This is a genomic window from Streptomyces sp. NPDC058145 (assembly GCF_042884245.1).
Classification (GTDB): Bacteria; Actinomycetota; Actinomycetes; order Streptomycetales; family Streptomycetaceae; genus Streptomyces.
The window spans coordinates 67,899-86,003 of sequence record NZ_JBHVUH010000018.1; the positions used below are offsets into that span (position 1 = coordinate 67,899).

The 18,105-nt window shown below is 70.6% G+C and carries 12 protein-coding genes; 4 read left to right on the forward strand and 8 right to left on the reverse strand.

The window, feature by feature from the left end:
- Positions 1 to 109 precede the first annotated feature (109 nt).
- Both ACFVVO_RS33185 and ACFVVO_RS33190 read right to left on the reverse strand, forming a co-directional pair.
- Positions 110 to 1,429, reverse strand: a complete 1,320-nt coding sequence (locus ACFVVO_RS33185) for a hypothetical protein (protein ID WP_390059960.1) — start codon at positions 1,427 to 1,429, stop codon at positions 110 to 112.
- A 260-nt stretch (positions 1,430 to 1,689) separates the two neighbouring features.
- The gene (locus tag ACFVVO_RS33190; RefSeq protein WP_390059962.1) at positions 1,690 to 4,245 is read right to left on the reverse strand and encodes a hypothetical protein; all 2,556 of its coding nucleotides are present in this window, start codon (positions 4,243 to 4,245) and stop codon (positions 1,690 to 1,692) included.
- Between the two features lie 68 nt (positions 4,246 to 4,313).
- Between ACFVVO_RS33190 and ACFVVO_RS33195 the strand changes: the two genes are divergently transcribed.
- From ACFVVO_RS33195 to ACFVVO_RS33210, 4 genes are all read left to right on the forward strand, one after another.
- The gene (locus tag ACFVVO_RS33195) at positions 4,314 to 6,365 is read left to right on the forward strand and encodes a hypothetical protein (RefSeq protein ID WP_390059964.1); all 2,052 of its coding nucleotides are present in this window, start codon (positions 4,314 to 4,316) and stop codon (positions 6,363 to 6,365) included.
- A complete protein-coding gene (locus ACFVVO_RS33200) occupies positions 6,362 to 6,646 on the forward strand; it encodes a hypothetical protein (protein WP_390059966.1) in 285 nt (94 codons plus the stop codon). The genes ACFVVO_RS33195 and ACFVVO_RS33200 overlap by 4 nt, the downstream gene beginning before the upstream one ends.
- Positions 6,643 to 7,278, forward strand: coding sequence for a nucleotide exchange factor GrpE (locus tag ACFVVO_RS33205; protein ID WP_390059968.1), 636 nt, complete (start codon positions 6,643 to 6,645; stop codon positions 7,276 to 7,278). Before ACFVVO_RS33200 ends, ACFVVO_RS33205 begins: the two co-directional genes overlap by 4 nt.
- A gap of 74 nt (positions 7,279 to 7,352) precedes the next feature.
- On the forward strand, positions 7,353 to 9,854 hold the full coding sequence (locus ACFVVO_RS33210) for an Hsp70 family protein (RefSeq protein WP_390059969.1): 2,502 nt from the start codon (positions 7,353 to 7,355) through the stop codon (positions 9,852 to 9,854).
- A gap of 324 nt (positions 9,855 to 10,178) precedes the next feature.
- Here ACFVVO_RS33210 and ACFVVO_RS33215 read toward each other — a convergent pair whose 3' ends face one another.
- From ACFVVO_RS33215 to ACFVVO_RS33240, 6 genes are all read right to left on the reverse strand, one after another.
- Complete coding sequence (locus tag ACFVVO_RS33215) at positions 10,179 to 10,358, reverse strand: hypothetical protein (protein ID WP_390059970.1); 180 nt, start codon at positions 10,356 to 10,358, stop codon at positions 10,179 to 10,181.
- A 233-nt stretch (positions 10,359 to 10,591) separates the two neighbouring features.
- On the reverse strand, positions 10,592 to 10,966 hold the full coding sequence (locus tag ACFVVO_RS33220) for an ImmA/IrrE family metallo-endopeptidase (RefSeq protein WP_390059972.1): 375 nt from the start codon (positions 10,964 to 10,966) through the stop codon (positions 10,592 to 10,594).
- A gap of 68 nt (positions 10,967 to 11,034) precedes the next feature.
- Positions 11,035 to 11,823 carry a hypothetical protein gene (locus ACFVVO_RS33225; RefSeq protein ID WP_390059974.1) on the reverse strand — a complete coding sequence of 263 codons (789 nt, stop codon included), beginning with the start codon at positions 11,821 to 11,823 and terminating at the stop codon, positions 11,035 to 11,037.
- A 105-nt stretch (positions 11,824 to 11,928) separates the two neighbouring features.
- Entirely contained in the window at positions 11,929 to 13,041 is a 1,113-nt protein-coding gene (locus ACFVVO_RS33230) for a hypothetical protein (protein WP_390059975.1), read from the reverse strand.
- Between the two features lie 5 nt (positions 13,042 to 13,046).
- The gene (drmB, locus tag ACFVVO_RS33235) at positions 13,047 to 14,921 is read right to left on the reverse strand and encodes a DrmB family protein (protein WP_390059977.1); all 1,875 of its coding nucleotides are present in this window, start codon (positions 14,919 to 14,921) and stop codon (positions 13,047 to 13,049) included.
- Positions 14,918 to 18,061 (reverse strand): helicase-related protein, encoded by a 3,144-nt coding sequence (locus ACFVVO_RS33240; protein ID WP_390059978.1) that lies wholly within the window; start codon positions 18,059 to 18,061, stop codon positions 14,918 to 14,920. Before ACFVVO_RS33240 ends, drmB begins: the two co-directional genes overlap by 4 nt.
- Positions 18,062 to 18,105: the final 44 nt, after the last annotated feature.

Here is an 18,105-nt window from a genome sequence, read left to right on the forward strand (position 1 = left end):
CGCTGCGAAGACTTGACACCATGCCATTTTGCACGACGACCCTGCGCCACCACCGCGTTCGAGGTTTCGGTGCAACCCCTCACCACTCACCAGGTGGCTGCGAGCGCGCCTACGCCTCCGCGGGCAGCGCGGGGAACACGACCACCGAACCGTCCTTGTCACGGGCGATCTCGATCGCCACGTCCGTGGAACGGCTGTTGACCGTGACGCCGTCGCCCAACCGGTGAATCCGGTGTGCCGCGCGCATCAGGCTATCGACTTCACCGGTCGTGAAGACAGGCAGCAAACCGTTCGGACGTGCCAGCTCCAGCGCCGACAGGCGTACCAGGACACCGGCGATACCCGACTCCAGTGCGTCGAGACGCTGCTGGTCCCGCTTGAGCACGCGGGCGAAGTTCTCGAACGGGTTGCCAGGGTCGCCTTGTGCCTGGTCGACGGCCTGGAGGACGTTGACCCGCCGCTTCAGCGCGATGGCCAGGGCAGCGAGTTCCAGGTGGGCACGGAACCTGCCGCCGCGGTCGTCCACGCCGGGGAACGACTTGGTCAGCGTGCCGATCTCGACGGCCTTGCCCTCAGGCAGCTTGTCGAGTGCGCTCTGCCACCCGGCAAGGCGCCGGTCAGCGGCGCCCAGTCCCACGTTGATGGCATGCACCGCCGAGTCCAGTCCGAGCGAGACACCGAGCTTGCCCTGGTCGAGCAGAATGGCGGTGGCCTTGTCGATGGCATCGCGGCAGCCGTCGAGCTGGCTGCGCTCGTCTTCGAGTTTCTGCTCGTGCAGCTGTTCCAGCAGTTCCGTGATGCGCTCGATGGCCTCCTGGCGCTTGGCGTCGGCATGCGCACTCACCCCCACCGCCACGGCCATGAGCACGAGCGGCGCCGCCACGGTGAGCGCCGCGCTGCCGGCGGCCGCGACGCCGGCCGTCGCACCGGCCCCACCGACCGCGCCCGCCGCTGCCACTTGACCGACCGGCACGAACTTCGCGGCACCGGCAATCTTCCCCGCCGAGTTCACCAGCGGGCCGCGGATGGCACCGGCCGCCCCCTTCGCCACCATCGGCCGAATGATGCCCTGACCGAACTGGGCGGCGACCTTCGCCGGAACCACCATTCGATACAGGCCTTCAGCGGCAGCGGTCGCCCTGGCCGCCGCAGAGGAACTCCGCGCTGACTGCGTAATGAGCTGCGACAAGTGCTGTGCCAGGGGACTCACGGCGTCGAGCCGGATGCCCCGGCCGCGGTCGAGCTCGTCGGGCAACGGATGTACCTCAAGCGTGGCGATCGGCTCGTCGGCAAGGGCGGCCAGCACGCCGCGCAGTTCAGCCAAGCGCTCAGCCGTCATCGGCGTGTCCCCGGCCACTGCGGGCACCTGGACGTCACCCGTCGCCAGCGTCCACACCGGAACAGCTGCCTTCTTGCGGTAGTCAATCATCGTCTCCCCTAGCTTTGCCGCCACAGCCTACGGCTGCCGCCCGACAAGAACGGTGGACTCTCGTCCTCCCTGAATCTCAACGCCCGGACGTCACTCACCACGCATCGGACCCTCCCGGCACCGGGCCGGCTTCCTCGCACACCTGCAACCTCCGTCGCGCCATCACCGCGTCTGCACCCACCTGTGCAACCCCCTCAGTCGATGCGTGACGCACACGGCTTCGCCCCCACCCCGTCACGGACACCGGTATCGCGCCCCGCTCACCGCCGATATCGCCAGAGCTGCCGCAACCGTAGGGCCTCCATGGCCCGATGAGACTCGAGCTCCGTATCGGGGACGGGCTCCCGGCCGAGTTCCAGGCGCGCTTGGTGATAGAGCCGGTGCGGGGTGGCAACGGAACTATCGACCAGCGTGGTCAGGAGCGGCTCATCGGCCGGTGTGTCCCGGTCCACCGCCACGAGCAACGCAACCTGGTCGTCAGGGTGCAGGGGCGGGAGCTGCCCACCCGCCCTGAGGCGGAGGTCGCCCCAACTAAGGGGGGTGCCGTCGGCGCGGGCCAGTTCCTCAAGGATGCCGCGGACCGTGGGGGCAAGCTTGTCGATCCTCTCGGCCGACAGTCGGTCGTCTTGCGGCGGCTCGGCGGTGCGGCCCGTCCCCGCCGGCGTGTTCCGCGGGGCGGTCGCGGGCTGGGCGGAGCGCTCGGCGGACATCCTGTCCTCCAACCTGCTCCGCCACCGCTTGACAGCCTTGGTTTCCGCGGCGGGCAGCGGTTGGGCGAGCTGATCACGCTGCTTCTCGATCTCGTCGAGCAGCCGCAACAGGTCCTGGGTGGGCCGTTTCCTATGGGTAGAGCCCAACTCACCGAGAAGGCGTCTGATCTTCCTGAGATTCGGATCCGTCTTCCCGACCGACTTCGGTTCGATGACTTTGGCCGGTTTCGGTTCGGGAGCGGTGGTCCCGTGCTCCGTCTTGGCGGGGGTGACAGTGATCGGGCGGCCGATGAGCCGGTCGAGGAGATCGAGAACACGGTCGCCCTCCCCCAGCCACACGCGGAGGGCCCGCCTATGGGGACGGACTTCCTCGTACCGTCGGAGAAAATTCTCCCCTTGTCGAATCGTCTCCGACAGGCGCTGAGCTCGCGCCCCCTTCGTCCGGGCTCGGGTCCTCGCCGCCTCCTCCAGCTTTTCCCTCATCTCCGCGCGTCTCCGGTGTGCCTGACTCAGGTCGCTCTCGGAGGGGGGCTGCTCCTTGGAGGCCGACTGATGCACACGGGGCGGTGGAGGAGCCGACACGCGTGCCGGCCGGCCCCCGTATGCCGCGTGCGTCTTCTTGGCCTCGGCCGCCGCCCACTGCTGCAAGGCGAACGCCGAGGCCGGTTCGGTGGCCCCGAGTCGGCTCAGTACCTGCCCCAGGTACGGAAGGGGCCTGCCCAAGTGGGTGACGACCAGGACGCTCAGCAGCGGACGGTCGGGCACCCGAGGCCTGTCTACCTCGACCAGCAGTTCCTGGCGCTTGGGGTTCGGCAGGCCGTGGACCCACCCACCGAGCCTCTCGTTCAGATCGCTCCACGTCACCGTGGCACCCTTCGCCGCGACCTCCTCCAGTACCTTCCTGAGCGCGTCGGCCGCCTTCACCGGCACGGTCTCCGGCACTTTCGGCCGAGGGGGCGCAGGTGCGGTGAGCGGGGTCCGCTCACGGGTACTGGAGCTCCGGGGCGCCGGCAGCTTCTCGTCGAGCGCGACGCTGGGACGCCACAACCCGGTCCGCTCCGCCTCCAGGCCCTTGAGCCGTTTCAGGGCGTCGGCCCGGACCGCCCACGCACAGCCGCTTCCCTCGACGACGTCCGTGACCAGCAGCCGAACCGAGCCCGCGAGTCGGTAGACGTACTCGTCCGTGGGGGCCGGCACCGAGTCGGGCAGGGACAGACAGGCTCGGACGATGCGGCTTCCCACCGGCTTGACGAAGCCGGGAAACAAACGCCTGCCGGGCATGTCCAACTGCGAGGAGGACAAGGGTGCTGCCTCGGTGTCCACGGCGAACACGAACTGTCCATCAGCAAGGGGCACGCTGCCGGGGAACGGGTCGCAGCCGATGCCGTCATCGCGAACCGCCGCTTTGGCGCGCAACTCCTCGAGTGCGGGCGTGACGAGCCCTCGTTCGGTCATCCGGCACTGGTCCAGGGAAGCCCAGGGCGTCTTCTTCCCGTCGGTCACGGTACCGATGAACACTCGACGGTCGTTGTTCTCGGTCTCGCACCGCACGAGCAGCGCGTACCCGCGACGCGCCACCATGTCGCGTGCGAGCGGGCCGTCCTGGCCGAAGACCCACTCGATATGGCCTTCCTTCGCCCCCAGACTGTCCGCCGCCTTGCGCCAGCTGAGGTAGTCCTCCGGGTGTAGCTCGAACCGCAGGAGCGTTTTCATGCGAGGCAGCCGGAAGTCCACGGCATCGCCGTGACAGTGTCCCAACCCGCGCAGTTCACCCTGGGCCGCGAACCCGTGCCCGGCCAGCCAGCGAGTGGCATGGGCCTTGACGAACAAGTGGTCGGCGCCGTCCACGCTGTTGGTGATCCGGTGGCATTCACCACGGTCTGGGTCGGGTTCGTGGGCGAAGTGACAGACCTTCGTCACGTACCTCTTCGGGCGCAGCCGCTCTCCGCAGCCGCCGAGAAGCATGCCGCACCAGAAGTCGTCCTTCCCGAACTGACGGAGAAACTCGTCGAGGTTGTGCGGCTGCTCCGGGAGGATCACCGGCTGGTCCGAGTCGCGGCCTCCGATGACCGCGGTCTGGATGAGACGGGTGTCGATCTGCCCCAACTTTGGATCCTCCGATGAACGCGTGAGACGACCGCCTCGAGAGACAAGCAGATGGAACGAACTTTGACATGCGTGCATCGATCGCACTACATGCCCTGAATGCGGAAGAGCCTGCTCAGGACATGAACCGAGGCGTCGGGAAGCCGCTCGCCACGCATCGCTTCCTGTACCCAACTTCGGCTGGACGCGCACAGACCAGCCACCACACCCACCAGTACGTTGACATCGCTAACAAGCTTATTTACGGTGACCTTTGCTACGCAAGGGGCTCAGGGGGGCGGCAGACCGTGCAGGTGGACGACACCGGTGGACCCGGCCCGACCGTCACGGTGGACGGCCTGCTGCATGCTGCCGAACACGCCTTTCTGCGCTCCGAGTTCGACCTGGTGCGACCGCTTCTACAACATATCCAGCGCACGTTCGGCGTTCCTGACGCCGAGGAGGCCGTACGGTACGCCGTGCTCCGTGCCGCGCTGGCCGCGCGGGTCGGGAACTGGCCGGAGGCGGTCCGGCGGTGTCCCGAAAGCGAATTGAACTTGGCGGCGACGGGAGTCGTGCACGCCCTTTCGGTGTACGCCCTCCGCAGGCTGGGGGAAGAGGGCGGGCGGCACACCGATGCCGGCACCGCGGCGCTCGCGATCGTGCTGTGGGCTCACCTCCTGGACGAGGACGATCCGGGTGATTTCCGCGCGCTGCTCACCGGCCGACGCGGCGCTGCCGTGCCCGACGAACTCTGGGAGGAGGGCCGCCTCCACCTGCTCGGACGCATCACCGATCTGCTGCACGCCCTGGACGACCGGGCCGGTCGGGATGTCCTCGCCGCCTGGGAGACGGCCTGGGCTGCGGAGCGTGACGGTCCTGTGGTCGTACCCCCGGACGTCGGGCCGGACGGCCTGATCCCGCTTGGATACGCTGCCCTGCTTCTCGCAAGCCATGGCCGCGGCAATGCCCTCCTCGACGCTTACGCCGCACGCCACCCCGACCCCACCACCTGGACCGTGGACTCGCCCGACCACCGCGCGTGCGCCAGCGCTCTCACCCAGGCCCTAGCGGAACGGGGCCGGGACCGGGTGCAGGCCGGGGAATGGAGCGAGGCACTCACGGACTTCAGCACGGCGGCACGGCTCGGGCACGCCTTGAGCACCGAGGACCGGGCGGCCCTCCGCCGCGCGTGGAGGAACGTCGGGCGGAGCCGCACCGGGCGCGACTACTCCCCCATCATGCGTATCCAGGGCCTGGAACTGGCCCACGCGCTGCTGCCCGAGGACGGCCCGCTGGCTGCCGAACTCACCGCCGAACTGGTGCGGCAGGGCCGGAAGGTTTTCGGCAGCGACCCCCGGCAGAGCAGGAACCGCTTCGCGCGGGCCCTGGTCGTGTCGCCCAGTGACCGGGACGCCCGGTCCGGCCTCGACGACCATCTGAGGGCGGACCTGCGTCGGGCGCTCGACGGGGAACAGCCTCAGGAGAAGATCCGCGCAGAGGCGGTACGGGACCTGCTGCGGCGCGATCCGGACTGCGCACCGGCCCGGAGGTGGCTGAGGGACCGCAACGCCGAGTGGGCCGTGGCCGCCGCGGCCGGCAGACACATGGCGGCGGCGCGGTCCGCCGTGCGCCACGTGATCCAGTACGACGGCGGCGAGGGCCCGTACGGGGAGGAACTCGTCAGCAGCGTGCTCGTCGATCTCCTGGTCGACGCGGCCTGGTTCTCCGGAGCCGAAGGCACTCGCGCCGGACAGGAGCGCCGTGTCGACCTGCTGGGCACGGCCGTCGGCATCGCGGACCCGGCCCGTGACCACGTCAGGGAGGAATACGAGGCGGCGGTGCTCGACCTCGCCGAGTACCTCGAGACGACGGCGTCCCCGTCAGACGTCATCGAGCTGTTCCTGCGGGACGTGATGCGCACCGGTGTCAGTGCACGCTTCGACCAGACCGTGAAGGCCGCCTATCTGTGTCGTGCCCAGACGCGTGAGGAGGAAGGCGACCTCGGCGGGGCGTGGCGCGACCGCGCGTGTGCGAAACAGATTGGTGCCGAACTGCCGGATCAGGGTCTTTTGTTCGGTCCTGCTCCCCGGATCCGTCGACGCCACCACCACGACTTCGGACAGGAATCTCTCTTTTGAACGTCGACAAGCCGGCCTCGGGAACCGAGGGCGCCGAAACACTCCCGATTCCCTGGTTCGGTCCCACGCTCCACGAACTCGTCCCCGGCAGTCCGCCGGGCACCCGGCCCCTGGTCCTCCGCAGCCGGGTGGGGCAGGCTTTCGCCGCGGCCCGGCAGGATCCGGTCGAGCAGGAGCGCATCCGCCGCGCCGACCACGCCTCCCGCGGCGCCATCGGCTCCCTCGTCGCCGAGATGCTCACCCCGCCCCTGCCCCGCCACGACACCGAGGTACGCCCGTGAACGGCCCCGCCCCGACCGGTCCCACCGATCCGCCGTCCGACCTCGACAAACTACGGCGCCGGGTCGAGGCGCTGTCCCGCAAACGCGACGAGGCCGAGGCTCGACTGCACGCCCTGCTGAGCTCCCTGCTACCACTGGACGACCTGCTTGCCGACACACGCCACCGGGCCGGCGCCCTGCACGAGGTGCGATCCGCCCGCGAGACGACCTCGGCCGCCGTCGCCCTGAGCGAGCAGATCGACGCGGCACACCTGATGCTGCGCGGTGAGTTCGCCCGGCACGACGTCAGCCCGATGGAGACGGTGGGCAAGGCCCCCGACCCGGCGGAGATGCGCGTTGTCGGGACGGAACCCCACTCCTCCGTCCCGGACGGGACGGTACTGAGGGAGAAGGTCACCGGCTTCCGTCTGGGCACGTCCGTCCTACGGCCCGCGCAGGTGGTCGTCGCGGTGCCGGGCCCCGCACCAGAGCCCGAGCCGGTCACGGCAGCCGGGGACGGACCGGACCCAGCGGCCTCCGGAGAGACCTCAGCCGACGGCAGGCGGGCACAGCCACGGCGTACCACCCGCTCCGAGCGGAAGCTGCCGCGCAAGCCCTCCGCCGGGCGGAGACGCCGCTCCCGTCGTTCCTGACCCGGCAGCCCCACCTCGTCCGCAGCGCACCGCCCACGTTCTCACGCCCCACGACGACCAGGAAGCAACCCTCCATGCACCGGACCCTCGGCATCGACCTCGGCACCACCAACTCCGTCACGGCCTGGCTGCACGACGGCGTCCCCTCCGTCCTGCCCAACCGACACGGTGAACAGGCCACTCCCTCGGCCCTCGGGATCGACTCCCGCGGTGCCCTGCTCGTCGGGCGTGAAGCCCTCAACTGGCGTGATGGGTATCCCAATTCTGTGATCACGGAGGTCAAGCGGCTGATCGGACGACGCTGGGACGACGAGCTCGTACAACAGGCGCTGAAGGCACGTCCCCACGATGCGCCGCCTGTCCGGGCGAGCGCAGACGGCTCGGTGGAGATTCGGTTCGGCGAGCACTACCTCTCCCCGGTGCAGGTCTCCGCCATGCTGCTGCGCCGACTCAAGGAGGACGCCGAGAGCGCCGCGGGGGTACCGTTCCGGCGTGCGGTGATCACGGTGCCGGCGTACTTCGCCGAGCCGCAGTTCGACGCGGTGCGTGAGGCGGGGCGGCTTGCCGGTTTCCACGTGGCGCGGATCGTGCAGGAACCGACCGCCGCCGCACACGCCTTCGGCATCAAGGCGGGCGAGAACGGCGCCAAGGACTACGCCACCGTGCTCGTCTTCGACCTGGGCGGGGGTACCTTCGACGTGTCGCTGCTGACGATCGGTCCGGGTTACTTCTCGGTGAGCGAACTGGGCGGGGACAACCTCCTCGGCGGCGCCGACTTCGACGCGCTGCTCGACGACCACCTGCGCGAGCAGCTCGAAGGGCGCGACCACAGCGGCGAAGCAGACGCCTCCCGGATCCGGACCGCCGCCGAGCGCGCGAAGATCGAACTGTCCTCGCGGGACGTCTCCGAGGTGATCATCGCTCCGCTCGGCCGCCAGGGCGGATCCTGGTCCGGGACGGTGCGGCGCACGGTCTTCGAACGGCTCCTCGGCGAGCACCTGCGCCGGATGCGGAAGACGGTCGAGGCGGTACTGAAGGAGGGCGAGGCACTGCCCGAAGACATCCACCGCGTCCTCCTGGTCGGCGGCTCTACCCGCGTCCCGGCCGTCCGGCGCCTTCTCGAGGAGATCTTCGGCCCCCACAAGGTGGCGCACTCGGTGGATCCCATGGCGGCCGTCGCCCACGGCGCCGCCGTGGAAGCCAGCCTCCTCAGCACCCTCGACTGCCCCGCCGAGAGCTGCACCGTCGAGGGCATTCCCGTCACCGCCGACGCCTGCCCGGACTGCGCCACCCCGCTGCTCGGCACGGCCACCGTGGACTGCCCGGTCTGCCACGTCCCCGCCTCCGAGCGCACCGCCGCCTGTCCCGTGTGCGCCACGAACCTGTCCGGGCTGCGCGCGGCCGCTCCGGTGGCCCCCCTCACGGAGTGCCCGGAATGCGGCCGGGACGACAACCCCACCTCCGCGACCGCGTGCCTCGACTGCGACACGCCGCTGGACGCGGGCGGCCTGAAGTGCCCCGGCTGCGGAATGGTCAACGCCGCCGGTCTCAGCGCCTGCTCGTTCTGCGGCAGCGACTTCGGCACCACCGTCGCCGAACAGGTCACGGCGCAGCACCTCGGACTCGAGCTCACGGACGGCACCGTGGCGCTACTCTTCCCCGGCGGTACGCCCTACCCGACCGAGTGGCGCCGGGTGGACAACCTCGTGGTGCGCGGCGGCGGCAGCACCTCGGTGCGGTTCAACGTCTGGGAAGGACCGCACCTGCGCTCGGCGCCGCGCAACCAATTCTGCGGCAGCTACGTCGACGAGCAGGGTGACGAGCTCCGGGGAGATGTACCGCTCGCCCTTCTGGCCCGGCTCGACGCCGACCGGACCGTGGAGTTGAAGTACCGCATCGGCTCTGACGACTGGCGCAATGCCCGGCTGCGGCGCGTCATGGTCTCCGCCGCCGTCGGCCGGAAGGCGGCCGAACTCCACGCCCGCTACATCGACTTTCTGCACACCTGGGACCGGGAAGTCACCCACGCCGAGAGAGATGCCCTCACCGAGGTCATGGCGGACCTGAAGGCCCTCAGCAAGGGGGAATCCGTGGGCCGCTCCCTGGACGGACTTCTGGACTCTGCACGCGAGACCTTGGAGCTGTGCGCACAGGCCCGGGGTGCCTCCGCCCTGGCGAGGCTCGCCGCGCAGGGCGGACGCAGGCTGATGTCGGACCCGCTGCTGGAAGAATTGCGCGAAGCTGCTGAGGCGGTCATGGACGCACGCGAAGCCATGGACACCGACGCGATGGGGGCCGCCACGGAGCGGGCCGATGACCTCTGGACCGGACTCGACCCGGCAGTCCGCACCGCACTCGTCACTATCCGCCTCGCCGAACAGGACGCCTACCCGACGACCCTCCGCAAGGAGATTCTGGCCGCCCGCGACGCCCTGCGCAGCGCCGTGGATCGCGGCGACGAGGCCGCCCAGGACACCCAGCTCGTACGCCTCGGACGCCTCACAAGACAGGGCCGTGGCCAGCTCGCCGAGGGGAGCGCCCCCACCGCCGGGAGCGTCCTGCCGTCCAAGCGGTGACAGGTCGCGGAACTCGGCACGGTGCAGGGCCCAACCGGCCCTGCACCGCATGACCCGAGGGATCTCGGATCACCCTGTCCCTTCCCGTGCCTCCCTTCTTCGGGCTCGGTCGACAGCCGCCGGACGCGATCCGGGACGCCGCGAATGTGCCGGCCGTCGGCAACCATGGCCAGGAGGAGGCGATGTCCTTTCGTTTAGCGAGATCTGCCCGGACACAGCGGCCTCGCGCACGAGAGTGACGGTGTTCTTGACGTAGATGCCGCGTGCGGTGGCCTACTCGCCCGCGTCAAGGTCGTCCGTGATCCAGACGGCCGAGGCAAACTCCTATCGTGTCTCGATGGGGGCGAGGGTTTCGGCTTCACCGAGGTGGCGCAGGGGTTCGGCCGGAGTACCGCAGAAGACCGCCCGGCGTAACCGGTCGACGAGGGCGAGCTCGGCTTCGGTGCACAGTTCCATCGGCTCGCCGAGCCAGCCCTCCGCCGGGAGCCGGGCAAGGTCGCGCACGTAGGCGACGGGCTTCCTCCGCCACCGCTTCGCTCCAGCGGCCGCATCCGTCAGGCACTTTGCGGAGCAGATTCAGACGCCCCACGGTGCCGAAGCTGCAGAGCACCGTATTGTCGGGGAAGAGGCTGACGCGGCCGCAGGAGTTCCTGGAACCTGTGATGGCTGGAATTCCGGGTCGTACTTCTCATCCTTCGGCATGGGACGCGTGGTCCGCGCGGGTTCGGCCATGGCTCTCAGGTCGTCGACGGTGCGGTCCAAGTAGGCGGCAAGCGGACGGAGGGCCGTCTCTCGGCCTGGTCGGTGGGGCCCCGCGGATCGGTGGCCATGCGCTGCCATGCAGCCCGTATCTCGGCTTCCGGCATCAGCAAGTGGGCGGCGGAGACGTTGGCCCTCGCCTCGGTGTAGTCCTTCTGTCTGCCGGGCTGCGGTGGCGCGTCGGCGCGCGAGTCCTGGGCATCGCGGGCGCGCAGGTGTCCGACCTCGTGGACGAGGATGAAGCGTGTCCGGGTCCACTCCTGGGTGGTCACACGCAGGACGATACGGAAGGCATCAGACTGCCATGTCGCGCCGGAAAGGGCTGCGTGGGCGAGGGACTCGACGAGCGCCACTTCGATCCCGCAGCGGCCTGCGGGTAGCCGGGTGAGGGCCGACAGTCCATGTCCATCCGGAAGCGACGTTACGGAGCCGAGTCCCCCGAGTCCCCCGAGTCCCCCGAGTCCCCCGAGTCCCCCGAGTCCCCCGAGTCCCCCGAGTCCCCCGAGTCCCCCGAGTCCCCCGAGTCAGGATGATCGAAGGGCACGTCGTTCTCACGGTAATCGCCGTCCCAGCTCAACGGGGGTTGTCCGAAGATGGCGCGTGCGGACCTGATCGTCAGTCTCCCGAAGAGGTGGTTGCCACCGGCGCCGAGCGCGGCACCGACACCGAGTGGCACCTGTTTGCTCAGCACCAGAACCCCCTGCTTGGTCCCATACTTGGTGATGAACCACGGGCCCAGCACCTTGTTCGCCCGGTTGATCGCACTCATGGGGACCGCACTGACGATGCGCCGTGCCCAGTAAGGGCCGGTGCGCCCGATGAATCTGTCCAGGGCCCTCACCGCTCTGTCGCCGAGGAGGACGGTCAAGACCAGGAGCCTGCGTCGCTCGATGTCTTTGGGGTGCGTGCCATGGACCTCGGCCAGCGACAGCGCGTAAAGCACCGACGCCTCGGTGAAGACCATGGCGTCGGCCAAAGCCGTGGGGATCCCGGCGCCGGGCACGATGCCCGCCGCGCCGGACGCTCCCCCGGAAGTGGTGACGCCAGCGAGGTAGAAGCGGTCCAACCGGCGGATCAGCTCCTGCGGAGTGTCGCTGGGATGGACCCGCCGCAGGCGCTCGACGTGCTTCTTCGCCAGAGGCTGCTGGGCGACCAACGCCTTGTCGAGTACCTGTTGGAGCAGGTTCTTGGCGTCATCGGCCTTGCTCATCGGGGTTCTTGTCCTCTCGGATCGCGTCCGGAAGTCACTCGCCGCATATCGGACCGTCTCGGATCGGGGCCGGTTTCATCGCACGCTCGTGGCCCAGTCCTGCTGTCACCGCATCAGCACCCACCCGCCCAGCCCCTCCAGGTGCCGCGGCAACCGACTGCCCTGCCAGCCCAGCACCAGGCGCTGCCGGGCGCGGGTGATCATGACGTAGTAGGCCATGCGGAGGGTCGCCGCCGTGGGGTCGGTGGCGGAGTCGGACTCCGCGTCGGCGATGACGACCGTGTCGAAGTCGAGGCCCTTGGCGCTGGCACGGTGGACGACGACGACACCGGGGCGGGTGAGGTCGAGGTCGCGGTAGCGGCCCGCGGCGGCCGTCGAACTGTAGAGCTGGGGTTCGTGGGCGAGGCCGGCGCGCTCCAGGCGGCGCATGAGATCGGCGGCCGCGCGCAGGGAGTTGACGATGACGCCGATGCGGTCCGCCGGGTGCCGCGCCGCCATGGTGGTGATGTCGTCGGCGAGATCCTTGCCGCCGGAGTAGCGGCGGACCACGGGCAGGGCGCCGCTGCGGAAGGGGATGCGGGGGATGGCGCCGCCGGTGCGGAAGTGTTCGGCAAGGGAGGCGATCTCGCGGGTGTTGCGGTGGTTGCCGGATGTCTCAACGCGTCCGGTGGAACGGCCGAGAGCGTCGGTGATCTCGGTGAGGGTGGAGTTGGTGTCGGTGAGGCGCTGGCACTCGTCGGCGAAGACCGTGACGGAGGCGGCGGCGAGGCGGGCCATCAGGTAGAAGCCCGGGGGCAGATCCTGGCCCTCGTCGACGACGAGGTGGGGGGCGTCCACTTCCTTCTCGCCGACGCCGGCGGCGGCCTGGAGGGTGAGGGCCGTCCAGTCGAACCAGCCGTCCTGGGTGCGCGGTGCGCCGTACCCGAAGTGCCGCAGGACCCAGCTGTGGACGGTGGCGGCCTCGACGGGAGCTCCGGGAACGGTGAGGCCCTGCAGGGTGTCGCGCAGGAGCTGGCGCAGGAGGTTGGAGCGCGTCAGCAACAGGGTGGGGCGGCCGGTGAGGGCGAGGTGGACGGCGCGGTGCGCGGCGAGCAGGCTCTTGCCGCTGCCGGGCGGGCCGCTGACGACGTGGTTGCCGGTCAGCGGCAGAGCCTCCAGGCAGTCGCGCTGGGCCGGGGTGAGGTCGGGATGGAGGACGGTGCTGTTCGTGGTGGTCATGCGGGTCATCCCTGGGCGGTGGCGGCCGCGTTGCGACTCGCGGTGAGGACGTCGGTGAAGTAGCCGGGGACGCGGGCCGAGCCGACGACCAGGGCGCGGTCGAGGAGGGTGTTGCCCGTCTGGCAGCTCGTCTCGGGCAGCAGGGTGCAGGCGTGGCAGGCGGCCCGGTTGAGGTTGCCGAAGCCCTGGCCGGTGTGCTCGGCGCACAGCGGGTCGGCGGAGCACCAAGCGGCGGCCTCCAGCATGCGGATAAGCGTCTCGGCGAAGTGCGGCGCCTCGCCTTGCCGGACCAGACCGCCGAGGGTGCCCTCCGCGTCACCGGCGGCCGTGTAGATCAGCAGTCCGCGCTGGTCGTACTCGGGGCGGCCGTACACGCGCTCGCGCAGACTGGAGGTGGTGTAACCGGAGTCGAAGGAGAGTTGGCGGATGAGGAGGTGGGCGAGGGTGTGCAGGAGGATGAAGCGGGGGGAGAGTTCGCTGCCGGCGGTCTCGGCGAGCTGGTCGCCGCGGAACGACGCGTCGAGGTCGGCACGGACACCGAGGACATGGGCCTGGACGCGGGGGTTGTTCTCCCAGGCGGTCAGGCGCTCCTCGTCGAGCGTGAGGACGATGCCCTCGCCGTAGACCTCGGTGGCCGGGAGCCAACGCCGGGTGCCGCTGGTGTCGGCAGGCACGAGCGTGCCGCCCGGGGAGTGGCGGCGGAACCCGGTCAGCGCCCGCACCTCGCGAAGCCGATCGGCGAGGACGACGCCGCCGATGTGCGCGTCGAGGGTGGCCCAGGGCTCCTCCGTCTCGCCGGCCAGGCCGAGGTCGCCGCGGCGGATCGCGAACTCGCCGGTGGGCTCGGGAAGGTGAACGGCGTCGAAGGCGTACCACTCGTCACGGCTCAGGTCGGCCTTCTTCGCGTCCGGCCCGCCTGCGGGAGGCGTGGGCGCCGGGGCACCCGTGGCCTCCGCGACGAGCTGGTCGATGAGGCTGTCGGGGGCCCCGGTGTCCTCCTTGATCGCGGCGCGGAAAGCGTCGGCGCTGGACTTGCCGAGTGCTTTGAGCAGGAAGTTCCAGCAGTCGTGGGCGCGGACCGCCTCCGCCGCGTCCTGCTCGGCACGTGGGGGCTCGGCGGACTGTGGGATGTCGAGGGCCGAGTACACGACCGGGTAGTAGACGTTGCCGGCGGTGCGCTGCACGATGTGGACCTGCTGACCGCAGGAGGCGTTCTCGTTGCGGCGCTGCCACGGATTGCGGGCCATGCAGTGGCCGCTCTGCGGGCCGAGGATGTCGAGCAGGTCGCGCTCGGCGCCGCACGGCGTGCCGTCCTGCCTGCTCGCCCCGCAGCGCACCGACAGCGCCTCGAGCCCGGAGGCGCGGTCGGCGACCCGGAAGCTGAGCCGGCGTGCCTTCCACGCCTGCTTCGCCTCGGAGCAGGCAGCCCGTGCCTCGGGCGGGAGCTTGGAATGGGCCCAGTACCACCAGTCGACGTCGTCGAGGTGCCCGCCCGGGCAGATTCGCACGAACCGCATGGGAGTGAGGCGGGGTGCGGCGGCGCAGGACGTGCAGACGGGCGGCTCGCCGGGCTTCTCCGCCTCGTGGAGGAAACGGACCATGCTCCGGCAGGATCCGCAGAACAACCAACCGGGGAAGCGGACGTAGGGGACGCCGGGGCGGTCGGTCTGGTCGTAGCGGTCGTTGAGGGTGTGGGGCGCCGCGTAGAAGTTCTTGACGCCGAGACGGGCGGCGAGCCGGTCGGAGGGGACGGGGGTCTTGAGGTCCGGCCACCTCTCGATGCCCGCGGCGACGAAGGACTCGCCTTGCACGTCGATCACGGCGCCGACGCCGAACGGCAGCACGGTTTGCGCCTGGCGGACCCGGAGTTTGCGTGTCACTTGCCCGCTCCCGTCACGGTGATCTGGCATTCGCGGTCCACGCTGCGCATGGAGTTGAGGGTCTCCCATAGGCCGTAGCGCTGCTCGAAGGCCTTGAGCAGGTTGTACTGGCCCTTGCCCTGGCTGCGGTAGTAGAGGTCCTTGCCCTCGGCGGCGGCTGTCCGGGCCTGCCGGCACCAGTCCTCCAGCAGGTAGGCGAGCTCCTGACGGACGTCGGCGCGTACGACTTCGACGTCGGCGCCCGTGGCGCCGCGCTCGGCGGTCGCGGCGCGCTCGGCGAGGGCGTCGGCGATCCGCTCGGCCTCGTCCCGGTGGCCGGTGATCCGCCCGGCCTGGTTCTCGGCGGCCAGGCCGAGCCGGTGGCGGACCAGGACGACGAGTGCGGCGTGCAGGGCACGGCGGCGGGCGGGCCGGGACCAGGGAGTGACGCTGGCGGGTTCGACGTAGCGGTAGAGGGCCCGGTGGTAGTCGATGAAGGTCTCGTAGTGGGACCGGTCGCGCGGGCGGGTGGCGTTGAAGTAGGTGACCACGAGGCCGGGCACGCGGTGCCGGCCGACGCGGCTGGTGGCCTGGATGTACTCGGCGGTGGTCTTGGGCTGGCCCTGCATGAGCATGTAGGCGAGCCGCTTTACGTCGACGCCGACGGAAAGCATGTTGGTGCACGGCAGGAGGGTGACCGACCGGGGGTCGTCCCAGGGTTTTTCGAGGCGGTCCAGGAGGACGGGCTGTTCGGCACGCTTCAGGTTGCTCGTCAGCTCCTGTACGTCACCGAGCGCGCGGACGCCGGTGCCCTCGTCCAGGCCCCGGAGCTGGGCGGGGATGTCGTCGCCGGCCGCGGTGACGGTACGGCCGAGTTCGCGCAGGCTGTGGTGGTAGGCGACGAGGGTCCAGTAGGCGTCGCGGTGCTCTTCGGGGAGCTGGTGGACGCCCTGGAGCATGGCCGCCGTGGTGGCGACGGCACCGCGGCCCGCGGTGTGCCCCTGCGCCATGACGCCGAGGTAGAGGCGGCCGGAGCGGCCGGTGTCGGGGACGGCGAAAAAGCTGTCGCGGGCGTCGAGCCCGGACGGCGGGAAGAGCTGGACGTCCTGGTGGTGCAGGGCGCGGACCTGTTCGACGGAGCGGCGGATGGTGGCCGTGGCGGCGACGATCTTCGGCGGGTGGCCGTCCGAGTCGGTGCACAGCTCCAGAACGGCCGCCTCGTAGAGGCCGACCGTGGTGCCGAGCGGCCCGGTGAGCAGGTGCAGCTCGTCCTGGATGATCAGGGACGGGGGCGGGTTGCCCGCGCCGGCGCCGAAGAGGCGGCCGGAGTCGGGCTCCCAGGCGAGCCGGGTGAACTTGTCGACGGTGCCGAGGACGAACGTGGGCGGACTCTCGTAGAGGTGCTGGTCGACGACGGCGACGGGCAGGACGTCGTGGAAGGCGCACTCGTCGCGGGTGCAGTGGAAGGCGAACTCGTCCGTCCCGGCGCGGACCCCATAGTCGGAGCGGACGCCGGACCGGGTCGGCGGCAGGATGCGGGTGCCGCACCACGGGCAGCGGTCGAGGATGAACACGTCCTCGGGATGGGTGGCACCGTACTGCTCCTCGAAGGCTTCCTTGGCCCTCTGGAAACTGTTGGGCGTGGTCCCCTCGCCGACCCACAGACCGATCGTGAGCGGCTCGTCGCCGAGACCGAGTCCGGGTTCGGTGCGGCGCAGCTGTTCCAGGGCACAGACGGTGGTGGCGGCGCGCTGGAACTGCTGGGTGGTGAGCAGGCTGAGGGTATAGCGGCTGAGCACGGCGGTGCCGCCGCCCCCGCCGCGGATCCGGCGCAGGGCGATGGTGAAGGCGGCCAGGAGCAGGTACGCCTCCGTCTTGCCGCCGCCGGTGGGAAACCAGATCAGGTCGGTGGTCCGGCGGTCGCGGTGACCGGGGTCGGCGACGCCGTCCAGGGCGAGGAGGAAGAAGGCGAGCTGGAAGGGGCGCCAAGCGGCCGTGGGGTCGACGGGCGGCTCGAGGGCCACGGCGTCCGAGCGGCGACGCCGCTCACCGGCCTGGTCGGGGGCGGAGTGACGCATCTGCAGCAGCATGACGCGCTGGGCGATGCGGAAGGCGTCGAGGAGTTCGGGCCGGCCGGGGTCGCACAGGGTGCGCACGCCCGCTTCGATGCGCGTGACCGCCTGATGGACGCGGTCGAGGATCCGCTCGGCGGCCTCCCGTCCCCAGGCCGGCACCTCGATAGAACGCTGGCCGACGTACCAGGCGCGGTAGGCGGCTGCGAAATCCGCCAGCTCCTCCAGGAGTTGATCCCGGCCTACGGACGGGTTAGCCAGGTGGGAGAGGGTGAGCACGGGGGCGTCGAGCGGGCCGCCGGCCCGTATGGCGGGCACCTCGGCGCGCGGCAGAACCTCGCAGGCGAGGAGCTCCACCGTGTCACCCTCGCTGCGCTCCTCGCGGACGGCACACCCATGGCCGACGGCGTGCGTCACCACATGCCGGTACTGCAGGCGCAGTTCGCGCTCCTCGGGGTCGCGGCTGGCGAGCCGGACGCTAGGGTACGGCAGCACGGAGCCGTCGGCGGGGCGGACGGTGAGCCCGCACTGGAACAGCATGTCGTCCCAGCTCGGCGCCTTGCCGCCGGAGCCGTCGTGGTGCTTCTCGTTGATCAGCGCCACGGTGATCAGCGTGCCGTCGCCGTAGGAGCGGCGGGTCACCTGAATCCTCGCGCGGCCGTCGAGGACCGGCACGTCCTTCCGGCCGGGACTAATCGTGTGCGTCTCGGGCGGGAGGGGGACGCGCTGCCAGCGCCGCCCACGCCCGGAGTCGTTCCGCCGCGTCTCGTAGCGGGCGGCCGTGCAACTCACCTCGATCCGCGAGGCGTCGGTGTAGAAGCTGAGCCCCAGGGAGGCGGGCAGCCAGCTGTTGGTCTCCGGCACCGGGTCGGCGGCCGGGTTCGCGTCGGGGGCGTCCTCCTCAGCGCCGGCTGCCTCGGGGTCGTCGGCCGCGAGGGCGAGCTGCCGCTGGAGGTCGGCCTGTTGCGGGTAGAGCGTGCCCATGAGGTACTGCCGGTCTGGCGGCGCGTCGAGTACCTCGTCGTCGCCGCCGGCGGGGCCGACGAGCTGGCGGGTGAGGTAGTCGACCAGCTCCTGTCGCGGGTCCATGTGCGGGGTCCTTCGGATCAGGGAGGGGGCGGAAGGCTGACGGC